The 19,021-nt window shown below is 57.9% G+C and carries 14 protein-coding genes and 1 pseudogene; 13 read left to right on the top strand and 2 right to left on the bottom strand.

Features of this window, described 5'->3' with window-relative positions; genetic code table 11:
• Nucleotides 1-160: 160 nt before the first annotated feature.
• Nucleotides 161-457 (bottom strand): co-chaperone GroES, encoded by a 297-nt coding sequence (gene groES, locus M729_RS0121590; RefSeq protein ID WP_006203049.1) that lies wholly within the window; start codon nucleotides 455-457, stop codon nucleotides 161-163.
• Between the two features lie 596 nt (nucleotides 458-1,053).
• On the opposite strand from groES, the gene M729_RS0121585 reads away from it, so the two are divergent.
• The 5 genes from M729_RS0121585 (at nucleotide 1,054) to M729_RS0121555 (ending at nucleotide 6,945) form a co-directional block, all read left to right on the top strand.
• Nucleotides 1,054-1,329 carry an acyl carrier protein gene (locus tag M729_RS0121585; RefSeq protein WP_027162824.1) on the top strand — a complete coding sequence of 92 codons (276 nt, stop codon included), beginning with the start codon at nucleotides 1,054-1,056 and terminating at the stop codon, nucleotides 1,327-1,329.
• On the top strand, nucleotides 1,330-2,538 hold the full coding sequence (locus tag M729_RS0121580; protein WP_027162823.1) for a beta-ketoacyl-[acyl-carrier-protein] synthase family protein: 1,209 nt from the start codon (nucleotides 1,330-1,332) through the stop codon (nucleotides 2,536-2,538).
• 296 nt (nucleotides 2,539-2,834) lie between these two features.
• Entirely contained in the window at nucleotides 2,835-3,572 is a 738-nt protein-coding gene (gene fabG, locus M729_RS0121575) for a 3-oxoacyl-[acyl-carrier-protein] reductase (protein WP_027162822.1), read from the top strand.
• A 437-nt stretch (nucleotides 3,573-4,009) separates the two neighbouring features.
• Nucleotides 4,010-4,600, top strand: a complete 591-nt coding sequence (locus tag M729_RS0121570; protein ID WP_027162821.1) for a NodA family N-acyltransferase — start codon at nucleotides 4,010-4,012, stop codon at nucleotides 4,598-4,600.
• A 1,178-nt stretch (nucleotides 4,601-5,778) separates the two neighbouring features.
• Entirely contained in the window at nucleotides 5,779-6,945 is a 1,167-nt protein-coding gene (locus tag M729_RS0121555) for an FAD-binding oxidoreductase (RefSeq protein WP_027162820.1), read from the top strand.
• A gap of 115 nt (nucleotides 6,946-7,060) precedes the next feature.
• On the opposite strand, the pseudogene M729_RS1000000139335 reads toward M729_RS0121555, so the two are convergent.
• A pseudogene (locus M729_RS1000000139335) lies at nucleotides 7,061-7,291 on the bottom strand (hypothetical protein); the annotation flags it as partial.
• A 721-nt stretch (nucleotides 7,292-8,012) separates the two neighbouring features.
• On the opposite strand from M729_RS1000000139335, the gene M729_RS0121540 reads away from it, so the two are divergent.
• The 8 genes from M729_RS0121540 to M729_RS0121505 all read left to right on the top strand — a co-directional run bounded on the left by M729_RS0121540 (nucleotide 8,013) and on the right by M729_RS0121505 (nucleotide 18,951).
• The gene (locus M729_RS0121540; RefSeq protein ID WP_027162818.1) at nucleotides 8,013-9,005 is read left to right on the top strand and encodes a nodulation protein NodZ; all 993 of its coding nucleotides are present in this window, start codon (nucleotides 8,013-8,015) and stop codon (nucleotides 9,003-9,005) included.
• A gap of 140 nt (nucleotides 9,006-9,145) precedes the next feature.
• Nucleotides 9,146-10,246: a GDP-mannose 4,6-dehydratase gene (gmd, locus tag M729_RS0121535; protein WP_027162817.1), complete on the top strand. Its 1,101-nt coding sequence runs from the start codon at nucleotides 9,146-9,148 to the stop codon at nucleotides 10,244-10,246.
• 88 nt (nucleotides 10,247-10,334) lie between these two features.
• Nucleotides 10,335-11,288, top strand: coding sequence for a GDP-L-fucose synthase (locus tag M729_RS0121530; RefSeq protein ID WP_280940185.1), 954 nt, complete (start codon nucleotides 10,335-10,337; stop codon nucleotides 11,286-11,288).
• A 1,499-nt stretch (nucleotides 11,289-12,787) separates the two neighbouring features.
• Entirely contained in the window at nucleotides 12,788-13,381 is a 594-nt protein-coding gene (locus M729_RS0121525) for a NodA family N-acyltransferase (RefSeq protein WP_027162815.1), read from the top strand.
• 124 nt (nucleotides 13,382-13,505) lie between these two features.
• Nucleotides 13,506-14,780 carry a chitooligosaccharide synthase NodC gene (nodC, locus tag M729_RS0121520; RefSeq protein ID WP_027162814.1) on the top strand — a complete coding sequence of 425 codons (1,275 nt, stop codon included), beginning with the start codon at nucleotides 13,506-13,508 and terminating at the stop codon, nucleotides 14,778-14,780.
• A gap of 49 nt (nucleotides 14,781-14,829) precedes the next feature.
• On the top strand, nucleotides 14,830-15,852 hold the full coding sequence (gene nodI, locus M729_RS0121515; RefSeq protein ID WP_084652694.1) for a nodulation factor ABC transporter ATP-binding protein NodI: 1,023 nt from the start codon (nucleotides 14,830-14,832) through the stop codon (nucleotides 15,850-15,852).
• A 3-nt stretch (nucleotides 15,853-15,855) separates the two neighbouring features.
• Entirely contained in the window at nucleotides 15,856-16,644 is a 789-nt protein-coding gene (locus M729_RS0121510; RefSeq protein WP_027162812.1) for an ABC transporter permease, read from the top strand.
• Nucleotides 16,645-16,935: 291 nt separating this feature from the next.
• Nucleotides 16,936-18,951: a carbamoyltransferase gene (locus M729_RS0121505; protein ID WP_027162811.1), complete on the top strand. Its 2,016-nt coding sequence runs from the start codon at nucleotides 16,936-16,938 to the stop codon at nucleotides 18,949-18,951.
• Nucleotides 18,952-19,021: the final 70 nt, after the last annotated feature.

Raw genomic sequence — 19,021 nt, 5'->3', positions numbered from 1 at the left:
GGGCCGAGCGTGACCTTCACCGCGTCGGCGAGGATGTTGACGCCGCGCAGCATGCGCTCGCGGGCATCACGGGAGAATTTTACGTCTTTGGCAGCCATTTTTAGCTCCTGGCAGGGGCTTCGATCGAGCCCGGGAATTCAGTTGACGGAAAGGCCTGATATCAGCCGATGATGCCCATGATGTCGGATTCCTTCATGATCAGAAGGTCTTCGCCATTGAGCTTGACTTCNGTGCCCGACCACTTGCCGAACAGGATGCGGTCGCCGGCCTTGACGTCCAGCGGGACCAGCTTGCCAGCTTCGTCACGAGCGCCGGAGCCGACAGCGATGATCTCGCCTTCCTGCGGCTTTTCCTTTGCCGTGTCGGGGATGATGATCCCGCCAGCGGTCTTGGATTCGGATTCGACCCGGCGAACGACCACGCGGTCATGAAGCGGGCGGAACTTCGATTTTGCCATTTTTTCTTCCTCGATGAGAACGGTGAGAACACCATCCGGCGGCGCCGGACACGTACAAAGCCCGGCTGTCCGGACCTGCAGTTAGCACTCAGCAAAGGCGAGTGCTAACGTGGCGGTGAGATAAACCGTGGCGTGGCGCTAGTCAAGACGACAGGGTGGGCGATCGCGACATTAAGGGCGATGCAACCCTGAAGAGTCCAGCGAATCGATGATGTTCGGAGCTCGACCCACAGGATGAATCCACCCTGCGGATGGTTAACTTTTGTGCCATCGCGACCGCAGGCGCGGTTCGTCGCGCCGTAGAGAGCAAGGCGGGCGCTGAGCATCTAGTCGCCCCGAGACGTGCCGAGCTTTTGCGTTGGAGGGCCATGCGGGATTTATGACGAGGGCTTGCCCGTTCATCGGAATCTATTTCTATCCAAAGGATGGATGCGTCTTATCGAAACAAACGATTTTATCAATCTTTCGGAATCTCGCATTGAGAGCACCTCACACGCGCCGATCGCCCGAACCCTTGTCGTGTGACGTCGCGACGTGACGGCAAAGGCCTGGCGCCGCGCCCACGTCAAAAGGCATTATTATGGAAAAAAAACAGAATGGCTGATCAACTCGCAACGGAAATCATTGCCACGATCAAGAACCGCCTCGAATCGGAAAGCGGCGAGAGCGTGTCCATTATCGGCGAAATAACGACTGCCACGGAACTGACCTCGCTCGGAGTCGATTCACTGGGTTTGGCGGATCTCCTCTGGGATGTGGAGCAGGCCTACGACATCAAGATCGACATGAACTCGGCCGACGCCTGGTCGAATCTCAACAATGTCGGCGACATGGTGGAAGCCGTTCGCGGTTTGCTCGCGAAGGAGGTCTGATTGGATAGGCGAGTCGTCATTACTGGGATGGGCGGGCTTTGCGGCCTGGGCAACAACGCCGCCTCTATCTGGAAAGAGATGCGGGAAGGCCGCTCCGCCATCCGCCCGATGGTAACTTCCGAGCTTCAGGAGATGAAGGGTACTGTCGGTACCGAGATAAAGGAGCTGCCGGAGCACGACATCGGCCGCAATCAGCTCGTCTCCATGGATCGCCTCAGCTTGCTCGCTGTGCTTGCAGCGCGCGAAGCGATGCAACACGCCGGACTTTCCTGCGAGGAGGGAAATCCGTATCGCTTCGGCGCGACAGTAGGCGTCTGCGGTTGGGGCTGGGGAACGGTCGAAGAAACCTACCGCGCCCTCTATTTGGACGGCGCGAAGCGTACTGGCCTCTACGCTGCACCAAAGGGATTGCCGAGCGCCGCTGCCAGTCAGGTCAGCATGAGCCTCGGCCTGCGCGGCCCGGTCTTTGCCATCGCGTCTGCATGCGCATCAGCCAACCATGCGATCGCTTCGGCGGCGGATCAGATCAGGCTCGGTCGAGCCGACGTGATGCTTGCTGGGGGCGCCGAAGCGCCACTCGTATGCGTTCAGCTGAAGGCATGGGAGGCAATGCGCGCCCTCGCTCCGGACACTTGCCGGCCCTTCTCCGCCGACAGAAAGGGAGTGGTGATAGGTGAGGGTGCGGGCATGGCCGTGCTGGAAAGCTATGAGCATGCCGCGGCGCGCGGTGCCACAATGCTTGCCGAGATTGCAGGCATCGGCCTTTCCGGCGATGCCTTTCACATCGTCGCGCCGTCCGTCGAGGGGCCGGAGGCCGCGATGCGCGCTTGCCTTGCCGACGCCGGGCTGAATGCCGAGGACGTCGATTACCTCAACGCCCACGGCACCGGCACCAAGGCCAACGACCGAACCGAGACGGCGGCCATCAAGCGCGTCTTTGGAGACTATGCCTATTCGATGTCTGTCTCGTCCACCAAGTCCATGCACGCGCATTGCCTCGGCGCGGCGAGCGCACTTGAAATGATCGCCTGCGTGATGGCGATCCAGGAGGGCATCGTGCCGCCGACCGCCAATTATCGCGAGCCAGACCCCGATTGCGATCTCGACGTAACGCCCAATATGGCGCGCGAACGCAAGGTGCGCGTGGCACTGAGCAACGCCTTCGCCATGGGCGGCATGAACGCAGTTCTGGCGTTCAAGCAGGTGTAAAAGCCATGAGAGATGCAAATAACTCTCTCTCATATCCAATCCTTGCCGGATCACGGTTGTGAAGGACGTCCCTTGGACCGCCCAGCGCAAAGTGGCGGGGGAAGCTCGACGAACCGGACCTCGTTATTGCAAAATTCTCAACTGTTGAAGCGGCGGACCTACCGCTACCCGGAAGGTCAAGCGAGGTCCTTCGGTTCGGCTCGGGTCTGTCCAAAGCTTTACCCTAATGTCAGGCACGCAGTGCCGCCAGTGGCCGCTTCCATGCGAAGCCGGTCCTTAGAAAGGGAAATCGATAAATGTTCGATCTGACCGGCCGCAAGGCGCTCGTCACCGGAGCAAGCGGTGGAATAGGCGAGGCCGTAGCGCGGGCGCTGCACTCGCAGGGCGCAACCGTCGGCCTGCACGGCACGCGTGTCGAAAAGCTCGAGGCGTTGGCTGCCGAACTTGGCGGGCGCACAAAACTGTTTCCGGCGAACCTCTCGAACCGCGACGAGGTCAAGGCGCTGGGTGCAAAGGCGGAAGCCGATCTCGAAGGCGTCGACATACTGGTCAACAATGCCGGCGTCACCAAGGACGGGCTTTTTATCCGCATGTCGGACGACGACTGGGACTCGGTCCTCGAGATCAACCTGACCGCCATGTTCCGGCTCACACGCGAACTGACCCATTCGATGATGCGCCGCCGCAACGGCCGCATCATCAACATCACCTCCGTGTCCGGCGTAACCGGCAATCCCGGCCAGGCGAACTATTGCGCCTCAAAGGCTGGCATGATCGGCGTGTCGAAATCTCTGGCGCAGGAGATCGCAACACGCGGCGTGACGGTGAACTGCGTGGCGCCGGGCTTTATCGAATCGGCCATGACCGACAAGCTGAATGACAAGCAGAAAGAGGGGATCATGGCCGCCATTCCGGCCAGGCGCATGGGCACCGGCATGGAAGTCGCTTCGGCCGTGGTCTACCTGGCCTCGAACGAGGCCGCCTACATCACCGGCCAGACCCTTCATGTGAACGGCGGTATGGCAATGATTTAGCGTGAAAGTTCAGTGCGCCCCGATCACGTATCAACAGTGGAGGACGGTTCCCACCCGGATAGCAGTCGGGTGGTCTGGCCGAGCGGTCGGACAACTGGCCGGGTCGGCAGAGATTTAGGACAAGCTCTTTGAAACGCATGTCCTTCCTTGCGCTGGACTGCATTCATCGAACAGACGACTTTGCCTTGCCCACAGAACGTCGCATAGCAAAGATGTCCAAGATATAATCCAAAGGCAATTATCGATGTTTCTAGCGGTTCCGACCAGTATTCTTCCAGTGTACGCCTTCCGGTGTAATCGGAACGCAGCGGAGACGCATGTTCGTTGTGGCTAGTTCGTCGGTGACCTGCGCAAGCTACATCGAGCCCGCTCGATGCGACAAGCGTCCCTCGGCTAGGCACTTCACAACAAAACACCAACAAAGATGAGGTCTTTCCATGTGCTCTGACGTGCGGTGGAGGTTGTGCTGGGAAAGTGACTTGCAACAGGCCGACCATGTCGAACTCTCCGAGTTTTTCCGAACGACCTACGGACCGACTGGGGCCTTCAACTCAGAGCCATTCGAAGGCGGCCGTAGCTGGGCCGGCGCGAGGCCGGAACTCCGTGCAATCAGCTACGACGCGCACGGCGTAGCGGCTCATATCGGCATACTACGCCGCTTCATCAAGGTTGACGAGGTCGAGCTCCTGGTGGCTGACCTGGGGTTGTACGGGGTACGCGCGGACCTTGAGGGACAAGGGATCGGTCATTCAATGCGCGTTTTATATCCAATATTGAGGCAGCTTGGAGTTCCATTCGCTTTCGGTACCGTTCGGCACGCGATGCGGAACCATATGGAGAGGTTCTGCAGAGACGGCCTGGCGGCGCTTCTGTCGGGCGTTCGCGTGAGGTCCACTCTCGCAGATGTGTATCTCGACCTGCCGCCCACGCGAGTGGAGGACGTGCTCGTCGTGGTTGTGCCGATTGGACGCTCGATCAGCGAGTGGCCATCCGGCACCATGATCGTTCGGAACGGTCCGGAGCTATGAACATCTTGAAGTGACGCGTGATGGCGCTGGGGCATCTAGGCAACGGGCCTTTGTAGAGCTGCTCGGACTGAATATGCTTTCCGCGTTCGCGTTGCTATGGATAATTAAGGCCGACGCACATCCCAAAACCTGCGCGTCTAAATCGATCCGAGCGCGAGGTTCCGCGCAGGGACGATCCGGCACTTCCAGTCTGACCTTGAGGCGACGAAATGAGGGGCAGCGATGGTGGTGGCGAACCTAATGACGTGCGCGTCAAGCTTGCGGTGAGGGAGGATCTTTCATATCATCAAGGACGTCAACTGACAGCTCTTCCGTTCAAGACACAGTCTCCCGCCGAGAGTTTCGCCGATGGCCAACGAGCTAGGCTCGGCCTTGCTGCCAAGCCACCGATCGACGAACGCTGATATATGACCGATCGAGCGTTCGAGCGCTGGTGAGCGCTTGGCGCGGGCAGGAAACACTTGCCGAAGGCCAATTCAATGCGCCGAGCGGGGTAGCTTGGCGGCGTCCATATGGTAGGCGGCAAGGTCGTCGGCGTCGTTGCTGTCTCGCGACTGCATATCCGGAACTGCGGTTTTGCATGTTTAACCCATGTCTCAGGTTACTGCTGCTACTTGCGCAGTTCGGCTGCCCAAATTTTGCAAGGTTGGTTGGCACCGCTGCCTATACGAAGTCGGTAGCCTGCTTGTTCGACACGGCCGCAAAGATCATGGCAAGCCAGATCGTCAAACGCAGCAGGGACGATGAGAATAGCTGAGGGAAGTGTTTCCGGCTCACGAACTCACAGATTGGGAGTTAGGCGATCTCATCGCTCGAAGCGCGATCGACGCCGGATCTGCTGTCGACGGCGCCACGACACGTTAAGAGTCTTTTGCGGCACACTGTGGTGCCAGGCAATTTGCGTTTCGCCCTGGCCAATGTCGTTGCGCTCCTGTTTGCAACAGTCCTTTCAAAGAAATTCATGGAATCTTCGCGACCGCAAATCGCTGTCAATGGTACGCTCACCACGATTTTCAGGTTCAGTGGCGGCAGGCATCTTGTGAGTGAAGCAGGACCGCCTGTGTGAGGGCCGCTGGAAAGCCATGCGGGAACGCTGACCGCGCCCTCCGGCGCGCGCTCCGACATCATGCTGACGGCTGTGTAATCGACACGGGCGGTTACCGGAAAGGCGACAAAAAATGCATGACGACATCGTTATCGTTGGAGGAGCCATCGTCGGCTCTGCGATCGCCTATTACCTGCGTGAGGAAGGGTTTTCCGGCTCAATCGCGCTGATCGAGCGCGATCCGCAATTCGCGCATGCGGCGACGACACTGTCCCTGGCCTCGATCCGCCAGCAATTCTCGATCCCGGAAAACATCCGTCTGTCGCAGTTCACGTTGAAACTGTTCCGGCGGTTGAAGGAAGAGTTCGGGGATGACGCCGATATCGGCTTTCGCGAGGGCGGCTACCTCATCCTTGCCGGCGAGGACGGCTTGCCGATCCTAAAGAGCAATCACCAGGCGCAGATCGCGGAGGGCGCCGACATTGTGCTGGAGGATGCCGACCAGCTTTCGCGCCGGTTCCCGTGGCTGTCGGCCGAGGGCATTTCAGCCGGCGCCTATGGCCGCACCGGCGAAGGCTGGTTCGACGCGCATGCGATGCTGATGCTGTTCCGCAAGGCGTTGCGGGCGAAGAAAATCGATTTCATCACCGCCGATGTCACCGGTATCGAGCGGCAGGGCGACCGTGTCAGCGGCGTCGGCCTCGACAATGGCGAGGTGCTGGAGGCTGGCATCGTCGTCAATGCCGCCGGCCCGAATGCCGGCAAGGTTGCGGCTCTTGCAGGGCTGGCGCTGCCGGTAGAGCCGCGCAAGCGCAACGTCTTCGTCTTCGAGGCGCGCGAGAAATATACCGACATGCCTCTGCTGGTCGATCCCTCCGGCATCTATGTGCGCCCGGAAGGTTCGGTCTACCTCGCCGGTGGCGCCGAGCCGGAAGAGCGCGACGGCCCGGCCGCCCCGGGGGATTTCGAGGTCGACTGGCCGCTGTTCGAAGAGGTGATCTGGCCGGTGCTGGCGACCCGCATTCCCGCCTTCGAGGCAATCAAGCCGACCCGCGCCTGGGCCGGCCACTACGACTACAACACGCTCGACCAGAACGCGGTGATTGGTCCGCATCCCGAAGTCGGCAATTTCATCTTAGCCAACGGATTCTCCGGCCACGGCCTGCAACAGGCGCCGGGGGTGGGCAAGGCACTGGCGGAACTCATCGTCCATGGCGGCTATCGCACGGTGGACTGTTCGGCGTTTGGGTATGAGAGGGTGGCGGAGGGGCGGGCGTTTCGGGAATTGAATGTGATCTAACAACAACGGCGGCGCGACTATCTCCTTTGGTGTCGGCGAGACAGCGCCACGAAGGATAGCGACAGGCGGTGCCGCGGTACAACGGCCTTCATGTTTAGCTTGCCCTGGTCCTGCGGACCTTCGCTATATCAATGGGGAAGAGGGCGATCGGAACGGCCTTGAACCTCTTCTTCGCTGGCCTGTCGACGTCGGCGTCTGGCAATTGCCCGATGCTTGCGCTGGAGACATCGGCGCAGTGAAGAGCGCGTCAGATGAGGTATCGTCGGCTGCAAGCGTGTTGCGGCGGACGGCCACAAGAACGGTTCTCTTCCTCGGCAGACAAGACCGTCGATCTCGGCTCCCTGGGGCTGGTGGGCAGATCGGCTGTCGAACCCCGCCTCTCCACTTCTCGGCCCATCGGCGCATCCTTTTAGTCGGACGACAATGATGAGCCATCAAACCTCGGATCAAACACCAGACAAGCCGATTATGCTGCGGCCAGCCACTTGGCAATGCTCGCCGCCGGCCTGCCGCCGGGCGCCAGGCCAACTGGTGAACGGTCCGGCGAGATCTCTTCGCGACAACCCCCGTCCATAACCGCTCGGCAAATATCCGCTTTCAGCAGAGCCGTGCAGTACAGACGAAGTGTCTTGCGACAGTCGAAACTCAATCCACTTGCCCGCACACGAAGGAGATCATCGGGATCGTCGTTGTTAGCAGTCCGCCGAGCACAACGAGAGGGTTCAGGTCAACGCCCGTGGAGCTCATGTCACGCCCCATCCATGGCGTGGATGCCTTTCATCGAAACAGACGATTTTACCGATGTTACGGCACGTTGCATAGAATGAATTCAAGGATGTAACCCTTAGGGAAAGTGGTTGATGTTTGCGTTGGCTCCGAAGAGCATTTTCTGGTCTGCGCCGAAGACCAGTCCCGGCGCGCGTCCATCGCGGCCACGCACTTCCGCGATGGACGCAAGCTACATCGCATTGGCGCAGCACGACAAGCTTCCCTCAATTGCGCAGGCGCTTGCCTCAAAGGGAGCAGCAACGCTGAGGTTTGTGGTGTGTTGGAAAGAGGCAATTTAGATGCTTGTGGATGGCTCGAGGATGGATCGGTTCGTTGTTTCTCGACGGCGCGAGGGTCTCGGTGATTGCCTGTGGTCTCTAGCGTCGGCTTGGGACTACGCGCGTCGGACGGGACGAGCTTTAGCAATAGATTGGCGCGGCTCTTGTTACCTTGACAACCCGTCTGTGAATGCCTTTCCGGCTTTCTTCAAGCCAATTGAGGAGATCGGTGGTGTACGGGTCATCTGCGATGACCAGATCAACCACGTCTCATTCCCCGGTCCCTTCTTCCCGTCGTGGTGGAACAAGCCATCCATAGACTGCGTGTACCGTCCGGATGAACAGATTTTTCAAGAACGTGATGAGCTTAACGATCTTTTCCAGGCCCAACATGATTGTGAAGCCAACACGGTGGTGTGTGATGCTTGCTTGATGTGGCGTTGCGATGAGCAAGCCGAGCGAACGATATTTCGGAGCATTAGGCCAAGGGCCGAGATTGAGGATCGGATTGAAGCGCTCTACCAGGAACATTTTGACGGGCACAGCATAATTGGAGTCCATGTCCGCCATGGCAACGGCGAAGATATTATGGATCACGCACCCTACTGGGCTGATCCAAAGGTTGCCTTAGAGCAGGTGTGCACTGCCATTCGTATGGCCAAAGCGCAACCGCATCCAAGGCCTGTAAAAGTGTTCTTGTGTACAGACAGCGCGCAGGTTGTTGATCGCTTGTCGGGCATGTTTCCCGAACTCTTCACCGTCCCAAAACACTTCCAAGCGGATCAGGCCGGCCCCTTACATAGTGCGGCACTGGGCGGTTCCGACGGGGGCTTTTCCGCTCTCGTTGAGATGTATCTCCTCGGTAGATGCGACACTGTAATTCGATTTCCTCCGACCAGCGCCTTCTCCCGCTATGCCCGCCTCTTTGTGCCGCGAATCATCGAATTCGATTTGAATGACCCGCCTCGTTTGATCTTGATTGATAATTCTTTCGAACGTTCCCCAGCTCCATGAAAGGGTTGGCCGCCCGCTCAAACTCTCCCTAGCCTTCGCAGAGGCCCCGTTTGCCCTGCCCAATGCGCCCCGATTTCGTCACGCAATGCCGCCGCAGGCGAGCATTTTCATGGGCGCGTCAAAATCCAAAGGATTCAACCTTGTCAAAGAGAAAAGTCGCTTTAATCACCGGGGTCACGGGGCAAGACGGTTCCTACCTCGCAGAATTCCTATTAGAAAAGGGCTATTCTGTGCACGGGATAAAGAGACGCTCGTCTCTTTTTAATACAGGCCGTATCGACCATCTCTATCATGATCCTCATGAAAGTGGCGTTGACCTTACACTTCACCACGGGGACTTGACAGATTCGTCCAGCCTTACGCGCGTCATCCAACTGGTTCAACCGGACGAAATTTACAATTTGGCAGCTCAGAGCCACGTTGCAGTCTCCTTTGAAGAACCAGAATACACCGCGAACTCCGATGCCATGGGTGCGCTGCGTATCCTCGAGGCAATTCGGATCCTGGGGCTCGTCGAGCATACGCGATACTACCAAGCCTCGACGTCTGAGCTCTACGGGCTGGTGCGGGAAACACCACAGACCGAGACGACACCGTTTCATCCCCGTTCACCCTATGCTGTTGCCAAATTGTATGCTCACTGGATTACCATAAATTATCGAGAAGCTTACAATATGTATGCATGCAACGGCATTCTATTCAATCATGAATCACCCGCGCGTGGAGAAACGTTCGTAACGCGAAAAATAACGCGCGCCATGGCTCGAATTAAGCTTGGCTTGCAGCGGACTCTATTCTTGGGAAACCTTAATGCGCGTCGCGATTGGGGGCACGCTCGGGACTACGTCCAAATGCAGTGGTTGATGCTGCAGCAGGAGCAAGCTGAAGATTTTGTGATCGCTAGCGGTGAGCAACATTCGGTGCGCGAGTTTGTCACCGTCGCGGCCGCTGAACTCGGCATTGATGTTCGTTGGGTTGGAGAAGGGGTCGACGAAGAGGGGTACGATGCAAAGACGGGAGCTTTGATTGTAAAAGTAGATAGCCGTTATTTTCGTCCTGCAGAAGTCGAGACGCTCCTCGGCGATGCCCGCAAGGCCAAAGAAAAACTTGGGTGGGAGCCCAAGATATCCTTCATTGAATTGGTTAGGGAGATGGTTCGGGAAGATCTGCGCATGGCAGAGCGTGACGCAGTGATGATGAAGAAAAGTCATTACTCTCACAGTCCGCGAGAGTTATGCTGACCACGGCGGCGCCATGCTGGCTTGTTGCCAAGTACTATGGTGGCCTTCTTAAGGAGCGCTCAGAGCGCTATCAATGGAAAAACAAAAGATGAAGAAAGTCTACGTGGCAGGTCATCGCGGCCTTGTTGGATCCGCCACCATGAGAGCCCTCGAGGCGCTAGGATCCTATGAGATAATAACACGTACTCGCGAAGAAGTAGATCTATTTGACCGTAGCGAGACTCGAAAGTTCTTCATGTCGCGGCGGCCTGATTACGTGGTAATGTGCGCGGCAACGGTGGGTGGTATACTCGCGAACGATCGCTCCCCTGTCGATTTCCTTCATGACAATCTCGCGATCCAGGTCAGTGTTTTTGATGCCGCTTACGCCTCCGGCGTCGATCGGATGATTTTTCTTGGCTCCTCCTGTATTTACCCACGCGACTGTCCGCAGCCGATACGGGAGGAATACCTTCTCACCGGTCCGCTTGAAGCGACGAATCGTCCCTTCGCTTTGGCAAAAATCGCAGGAGTCGAATCATGTTGGTCTTTCAACCGGCAATACAAGGCGCGCTATCTCGCCTTGATGCCGACCAGCTTATATGGTCCCGGCGATAACTATCACCCGGAAAAATGCCACGTTCTGCCTGCTCTGATACGCCGTTTTCATCACGCTAAAATAAACGGCGAGTCCTCGGTGGGGGTCTGGGGTTCCGGAAACCCTCGGCGAGAGTTTATGTATTCGTCGGATATGGGCGATGCCATTGCGTTCCTGCTTGGCCTGCCAGATTCGGAATTTGACGCCTTGACAGCCCCCGATACTGCGCCCCTGATTAATGTTGGCGTTGGCGAGGATGTCACAATTCGCGAGGTGGCGGAACTCGTCAAGGCGGCGGTCTGCTGGGAAGGAAATCTGGTATTCGATACGACGAAGCCAGACGGTACTCCGCGCAAGTTACTGGACGTAACGCGCTTGCATAAGCTTGGCTGGAAAGCCAAAACCTCTCTTGGTACCGGGTTGCAAGCGACATATCAGGATTTTCTTCGCCTTCATGGGACTTGAGGTGGATGCGCAAGCTTGCTCAGGTTGGCCAAACAGAAGGGAGGGACGCATACATGCCCAGGCGGCCGCACTATTGGCTCGTGCTAACGTTGCAGGCCGGACCTCTCCGCAGCCGGTGATGCAGGGGATCACCCAAGAAGGTTGGTCAAGCCAACTGGAAGGGCCGTATACGGGCCGCACCTGGAACCGCTGTGCGTGAGCGCGGTTAACTCAAGCCGCTAATTAGAACGGCTCAACCTCACGGGAGCCGCTGCCTAGAATTTGGCCTCGCCAAGGACGCCAACTAGACCCTCATCATGCCTGGGGCAGGCAAGGCGGTGCAAACGGAAATGGCGGACGTCGATGGCCAACTCGCGCATCCGCAGGCGGTCGCGTCGCCATCCAAAGATCGCGCCTTTTCGCGGTCTGGCAACCTTCCTAGCGGATTCAATCGGCGTGTTTATGCCGACTCACTCGCCTCCAACGTATAGCGACGCCCCATGCTGCAGCGGGACTCGTTGATGGCGAAGCGGGTTACCCTAAACCAGTCGCTCGTCTGCAGTGCGCCAAGCTGTCTCGGAGCGCGATCATCCTGAAGCACTCAGACGGCAGTGACAGGTTACCGCGTCCATCAATGAAGGGTGCCTGCTGGCCCACTTCCGATAGCCGATTTCCGCTTCCTGCTGGACGAATTGACGAGGATGACTCTGGAGACACTGCGCCTAAGTGTCAAGCTGACGCTAAATAGGTGGACATATAGGAGCGCCGGTTGCAAAATACCTGGATCCGGTTGATGGTAACAAGTGCTTAGAATGTCCGGCTTCTTCATGCGGCTCGATCTTCAGCGCCGCGAGCCGCAACGGTTTCCGTCCGCTTCCCCTTCAACGGCCCCAGACGTCGGCCGAAGCCTTTCCCGTCCACACATCAGGTTCGGAAGCGACGGGTGACCGTTTCCCACCTCTTCCATTTGTGCCGAAAGCCGAGGTGCGCCCTCCTTTCGCTCTCCAGTTCCGTCAGGCCGCTTTCACCCCCGTACGGGTTGCCAAGTGGACCTCGAGAGCATCGGCCAGACGATCAGTGTTGGCGAGCGCGACCGCCGCAACTCGTCGAGCCAGAGGCTTCGCGGACCTTTTTCAGCGCTGTCCAAAGCTGCGCGATCGCCATGGATCATCAGCGTGCATTAACGGTCGCTGCGTTTGCTGACGCCTACAGACGGGTCCGTCCTCTACTTGATCGCTGTTCGGCACGAGGCGCACGCTGGCGGCCGCTCTTGAACCAGGTTGTGTCACCGACAGTTGCCTCGGTGCGTCGCCTGTATCGAGCAAATCGAGCACGACCAGAAGCTTCAGATCAAGGCCTTTAAAACGCCTGGTTTAAACATCCATGGCGTGGATGCTCGCGATCTAAACAATCAATTTTACCAATCTGGGGGGGTGGTCCATAGAGCCCGACATGACAGGCATCCCCATTGCTCTACCGCGTGGGGTGCACAAAGGAACCCAAAAAAAGGAAGTCTTCGCATGCGCTCTGACGTGCAGTGGAGGTTGTGCTGGGAAAATGAGTTGCGGGTGTCCGATCACCTCGAACTCTCTGAGTTCTTCAGGAATACCTATGAGCCTACCGGAGCCTTCAATGGGAAGCAATTCGCAGGCGGTCGCAGCTGGGCCGGTGCAAGGCCGGAGGTCCGCGCAATCGGCACTGATGTGCACGGGATAGCGGCTCACTTGGGCCTGCTGCGCCGATACATCAAAGTTGACGAGGCTGATCTGCTTGTCGCTGAACTCGGTCTATACGGTGTGCGTCGGGATCTTGAGGGGCTGGGAATCGCCCATTCGATCAGCGCGATGTATCCGGTGCTGCAGCAGCTTGGCGTTCCATTCGCTTTCGGCACGGTTCGGCAGGCGCTCCGGAACCATGTTGGGAGGTTCTGCCGCAAAGGCTTGGGGAACATTTTGTCGGGCGTTCGCGTGCGTTCAACCCTCCCGGACGTGTACCCCGATCTACCTCCCACCCGCGTAGACGACGACATACTCGTTATGGTGCTCCCAATTGGACGCCCAATGAGCGAGTGGCCGGTCGGCACTTTGATCGATCGGAACGGTCCTGAGCTATGAACAACACCCGCAATTGTTCAGTCAGCGCGACCCGGCCCCTTTGGCATTGATCGATCTGAATTGCACTGGTCGCGGATTTATTGGCCGCTCGCTTCCTCAAATTCATCGAAAAATCTGAGATATCATGAACCTCTTTGCCCCAACCAGTATTGTTGCAGTCTGCTCTTATGCGCTGCTGTCGACTGTTTATAAGACCGCGCAGGTTTTTTATACCCTGCCCGCAAACGTACCGCCGACTTCGGGCGAACCGACCGGCTGTGAGCCTTGGCCGAGCGTCGATGTCATTATCCCATGCTACAACGAGGCACCTCGCACCCTCTCGGACTGCCTGGCTTCCATTGCAGGTCAGGACTACGCCGGACAACTGCAGGTCTATGTTGTTGATGACGGTTCCGGAAACCGCGATGCGCTCGCAGGTGTACACGAGGAATACGCTCGCGATCCGAGGTTCAACTTCATTGCACTCCCAACGAATGTCGGAAAGCGCAAGGCACAGATCGCGGCGGTTCGCCGCTCGTGCGGAGATTTGGTGCTCAATGTCGATTCGGACACGATACTCGCGCCGGACGTCGTCACAAGGCTTGCGCTGAAGATGCAAGATCAAGCGATCGGCGCCGCAATGGGCCAATTGGCGGCTAGCAATCGCGATGAAACTTGGCTGACGCGGTTGATTGACATGGAATACTGGCTCGCCTGCAACGAAGAGCGGGCAGCGCAGGCTCGGTTCGGTGCCGTCATGTGTTGCTGCGGTCCGTGTGCCATGTATCGGCGAACCGCTCTTGTTTCGCTGCTGGATCAATATGAGACGCAGCGCTTTCGAGGGAAGCCGAGCGACTTCGGTGAGGACCGCCACCTTACGATCCTGATGTTGAAAGCGGGCTTTCGAACAGAGTATGTGCCGGAGGCCGTCGCGGCAACAGTCGTTCCCAACAGCATGGGTCCCTATCTGCGCCAACAGCTTCGCTGGGCCCGGAGCACATTCCGTGACACGTTGCTGGCGCTCCAACTGCTGCGCGGTCTTAATATTTATCTCACATTGGACGTGATTGGGCAGAACCTTGGCCCACTATTGCTCTCTTTGTCGCTCCTGGCGGGGATCGCGCAATTCATGACCACAGGTACTGTGCCTTGGACGGCATGCCTGACGATTGCGGTCATGACTATAGTTCGCTGCAGCGTGGCAGCGTTTCGTTCGCGCCAACTTCGATTTCTCGGTTTCTCGCTTCACACACTCATCAACATCTTTCTCTTGCTGCCATTGAAAGCATACGCGCTGTGTACATTGAGCAATAGCGATTGGTTGTCGCGAAGCTCTGCGGTCACTGTGCCAGACACCGGCGGCGCCATTCCAAAGCCCAACTTGGTGAGATCTGACGCAGCTTACAGCGAACAGCAATAGTTACGTGACCGCAGGTGGAAGAGTTTTGAGCCAGGACCAGAAACAGCCAGTGTTGAACCTGAAGTTGGACCCAGAGAATCTTCGGCGGATCGAGATGTCCGCGATCGAAGGGGAATCTCAAGGGCAAACAAGCGCGAAGAGCTCCGTGCCTGCCTCTCTGTCGACCGCTGCAGTCGATTTCAATGGCGTAACCAAGTCGTATGGGAGCAAGGTCGTTGTCGACGACTTGTCGTTCACCGTTGCGTCGGGAGAGTGTTTCGGCCTCCTGGGACCAAACGGGGCGGGCAAGAGCACGATTGCGCGTATGCTTCTCGGCATGACATGCCCTGACGCGGGCACGATCACGGTTCTCGGCGTCCCGGTGCCGGCGCGCGCTCGGCTGGCACGTAGGGGCATCGGCGTGGTCCCGCAATTCGACAATCTTGACCAGGAATTCACCGTACGCGAGAACCTGCTGGTGTTCGGCCGCTACTTCGGCATGAGCACCCGCCAGAGCGAAGCGGTCATCCCGTCGCTTCTCGAGTTTGCTCGCCTCGAGCGCAAGGCGGATGCGCGCGTCTCGGAATTGTCCGGCGGCATGAAGCGATGCCTGACGATGGCGCGGGCGTTGATCAACGACCCCCAGCTCATCGTGATGGACGAGCCGACCACCGGCCTCGACCCGCATGCGCGCCACCTGATCTGGGAGCGGCTGCGCGCCCTGTTGGCGCGCGGAAAGACGATTATCCTGACGACGCATTTCATGGAAGAGGCTGAGCGATTATGCGATCGGCTGTGCGTGCTCGAAAGGGGGCGCTACATCGCCGAAGGCCGCCCGCAGGCGCTGATCGACGAGCATATCGGATGCCAGGTCATGGAGATTTACGGCGGCGACCCGCACGAGTTGCATTCGCTGGTCAAGCCATATTCTCAGCGCATCGAGGTCAGCGGCGAAACGCTCTACTGCTATGCGCCAGACCCTGATCAGGTGCGCACACAACTCCAGGGGCGGCCAAGTCTGCGCCTTCTTCTTCGTCCAGCCAATCTCGAGGATGTTTTCTTGCGGCTGACCGGTCGTGAGATGGAGGAGTAAACGATGATTGAAGGTCTTGCGGCGGTGCTACCCGCCAATGCGTGGAACTGGGTTGCGGTGTGGCGCCGCAACTATCTGGCATGGAAGAAAGTCGCGTTCGTGGCGATTCTCGGTAACCTCGCCGATCCAATGATATACCTTTTCGGCCTCGGTACCGGCCTCGGCATAATGGTCGGCCGCGTCGACGGTGCGCCGTACATTGCCTTTTTGGCGGCCGGCATGGTCGGGGTCGGTGCGATGACCGCCTCTACCCTCGAAACACTGTACGCGGCTTTCGCTCGCATGCATTCTCAACGCACATGGGAAGCCATGCTGTATACGCACGTTACCCTCGGCGACATCGTTCTGGGTGAACTGGCGTGGGCAGCCACCAAGGCCTTCCTGGCCGGTATGGCAATTACCATTGTCACCTCAGCGTTGGGCTATACAGCCTGGCCGTCCGTCCTCTATGCACTGCCATTCATTGCTCTGACAGGGTTCGTATTTGCCAGCATCGCGATGGTCGTCACCGCACTTTCGCCCAGCTACGATTACTTCGTATTTTACCAGACGCTTATCCTTACACCCATGCTGTTCCTGTCGGGCGCGGTCTTCCCATTAAATCAGCTGCCTGACACCTTTCAGCAGATAGCGCGATGCATGCCGCTGGCACATGCGATCGAGCTTATTCGTCCGGTGATGCTTGATCGCCCGATCAGCGGCATGGCCCTGCACATCGGTGTGCTCGGCCTGTACGCTCTGTTGCCATTCTTCCTCTCGATGGCGCTGTTGCGCCGCCGACTGATGCGCTGACGCGAAAGAGAAGGAGATAAACCATGTACTACGGACGCAAATAGAAGCGACATCGCCAGCATGTGCCGCGAAGGGTTTTGGCTGGCGTCGATTCAATCTCACAACGCTATGGAACGCCCGGCGTCTCGAGCACAGGATCTTATGTTGATCCCGGCGGACTCAAGAGAATTTCTTTGAGGCCGTCATGTTTGGCCGGCGTTCTGGCGCGAACGACAACTCGGCCTGTCTTTCTGATCGAACGGCACCGAGACCGGCCAATTTAGTATTCCTGTATGACAAATGGAGAGTGAGATGCTGTGTCTAGGATTGAACGGCGGATTGGACAAAGTCTATGAAAACAGGTTTCAGATTTCAAACACATTCATGCACGACGGCGCCGCGGTACTCGTGCGGGACGGACAGGTCATTGCGGCCGTAGAAGAGGAGCGCCTCAATAGGATCAAACACTCCAACAAGCTCCCAATTAGTGCGGCTCAATACTGTCTTTCCGCAGCTGGGGTTCAGCTCAGCGAAATCGATCGTGTGGCGTTCTACGCTAGCGAAGACTATAGCAACGCCATGCTCGAAAACATGCTTTCTTCCCAGCCGGACGCCTCCATTCCGTTGGATGCTAAACTGTTGATGCAGAGCCTATTGGCGCAGGAGTTCGGTACCGAGATCGACCCTTCGCGTATCTCATTCGTAAGTCATCATCAGGCGCACGCCGTGAGTGCTTTCGCAATGTCCGGCTTCGAGCAAAGTCTGATTTTCGCGGTTGATGGCTCTGGTGATTTCCTGTCGGGCCTTGTGGCGGTAGGATCTGGTACTGAAATTACGCAACTCGCGACTTTCCCGGAGAACAATTCTCTAGGGCAATTTTATCTCGAGACGATCCGGTATCTCGGCTACGGCTTGTTCGATGAATACAAGGTAATGGGGCTTGCCCCCTACGGCGATCCCGTTCCCTATCGCGAGCTTTTCGAGCAGTTCTATGAACTCTCTGCAAACGGCGAGTATCGCGTCCACCTGGACCGCATCGGTCCGACTTTGCTCCGCAACATTCAGGTCCGGCAAAAGGGAATGCCATTCACTCAGCAGCATAAGGATGTGAGTGCGTCGTTACAGGAAGCGCTCGAACGCATCGTGTTTCACATTCTTCGCCATTATCGTGAGGCCACCGGGATGACTCGGTTGTGCCTGGCCGGCGGAGTTGCGCACAATTGCTCCATGAACGGCAAGCTGCTCTATTCAGGACTTTTCGAAGACATCTTCGTGCAGCCCGCATCGCATGACGCTGGGTGCGCTTTAGGCGCAGCACTAATCGTGTCTAACGAGCTGGGCCGCCCCGCGCCGCGTGCGCGATTGCAGGAGGTTTATTGGGGGCCCGAACTCGCGAGCGATCACGCTGTCGAAGAGGAACTGAAGGCATGGGCGGGGCACCTGGAGTTTGAACGCACTGAGGAGGTGGCGGATAGGGCAGCTGAGTGGATGGTCGGTGGCGCCGTGATCGGCTGGGTGCAAGGTCGTTCGGAGTTCGGGCCGCGAGCGCTCGGAAATCGCAGCATTCTTGCCGACCCCAGGCCCGCTTCAAACAAGGACCGGATCAACGCTATGGTCAAGAAGCGGGAAGGATATCGCCCGTTCGCCCCATCAGTGTTGGAGGAGCATGCGCGCGAATTTTTCGACCTCCCCGGTAGTGCGTGCGAATTTCCCTTCATGAATTTCGTTGTTCGTGTTCGCGATTCCAAGCGTGATTTGCTCGGCGCCATCACGCATGTCGATGGTACGGCTCGGCTGCAAACAGTATCGCGCAAGGCCAGTCCGGCCTACTGGGAGGTCATCAATGCCTTCAAGCAGCGGACAGGCATCCCAATTTTGCTCAATACGTCCTTTAACAACAATGCCGAGCCGATCGTAGATTCAGTTGCAGACTCGATTGCTACGTTCCTGACCACGGAGCTGGATGGCCTTGTGGTCGGGCCGTACCTCGTCAAAAAACGGCCCGCAACACTGCAGGATTGGACTGCGCTCGCGGTTTCATTGCCGCCTTATGTATCCCTGCATAAAGTCCACGAATACACGGCACAGGATCGCCACGAGACCGTCTGCGAAATCCGAACGGATCACCGTGAGTGTGCGCGTATTTCACGTGAGTTGTTCGATCTCTTGACGCGGATCGAAGGCGAAGCCGTGCTTGCGGATCTCCTCGACACAATTACGCGGGATCAAGCCCAGCGCGAGGCTCTCACCGGAGAGCTGCGACGATTGTGGGAGCAGCGCCATGTTAGGATGCATCCCTCGCAAGCTGCTCGCGTCCACCAAAACTGATGCCAAATCCTGGACGACCGATGACAGGGCCGGAACACCGGTCTGCACCTTCATATGACTGTTTCCGATC

This window comes from Mesorhizobium sp. WSM1293, assembly GCF_000513875.1.
Lineage (GTDB): Bacteria > Pseudomonadota > Alphaproteobacteria > Rhizobiales > Rhizobiaceae > Mesorhizobium > Mesorhizobium ciceri.
Note: the sequence above shows the minus strand (reverse complement) of the source record. Positions and strands in the feature narration are given on the sequence as shown.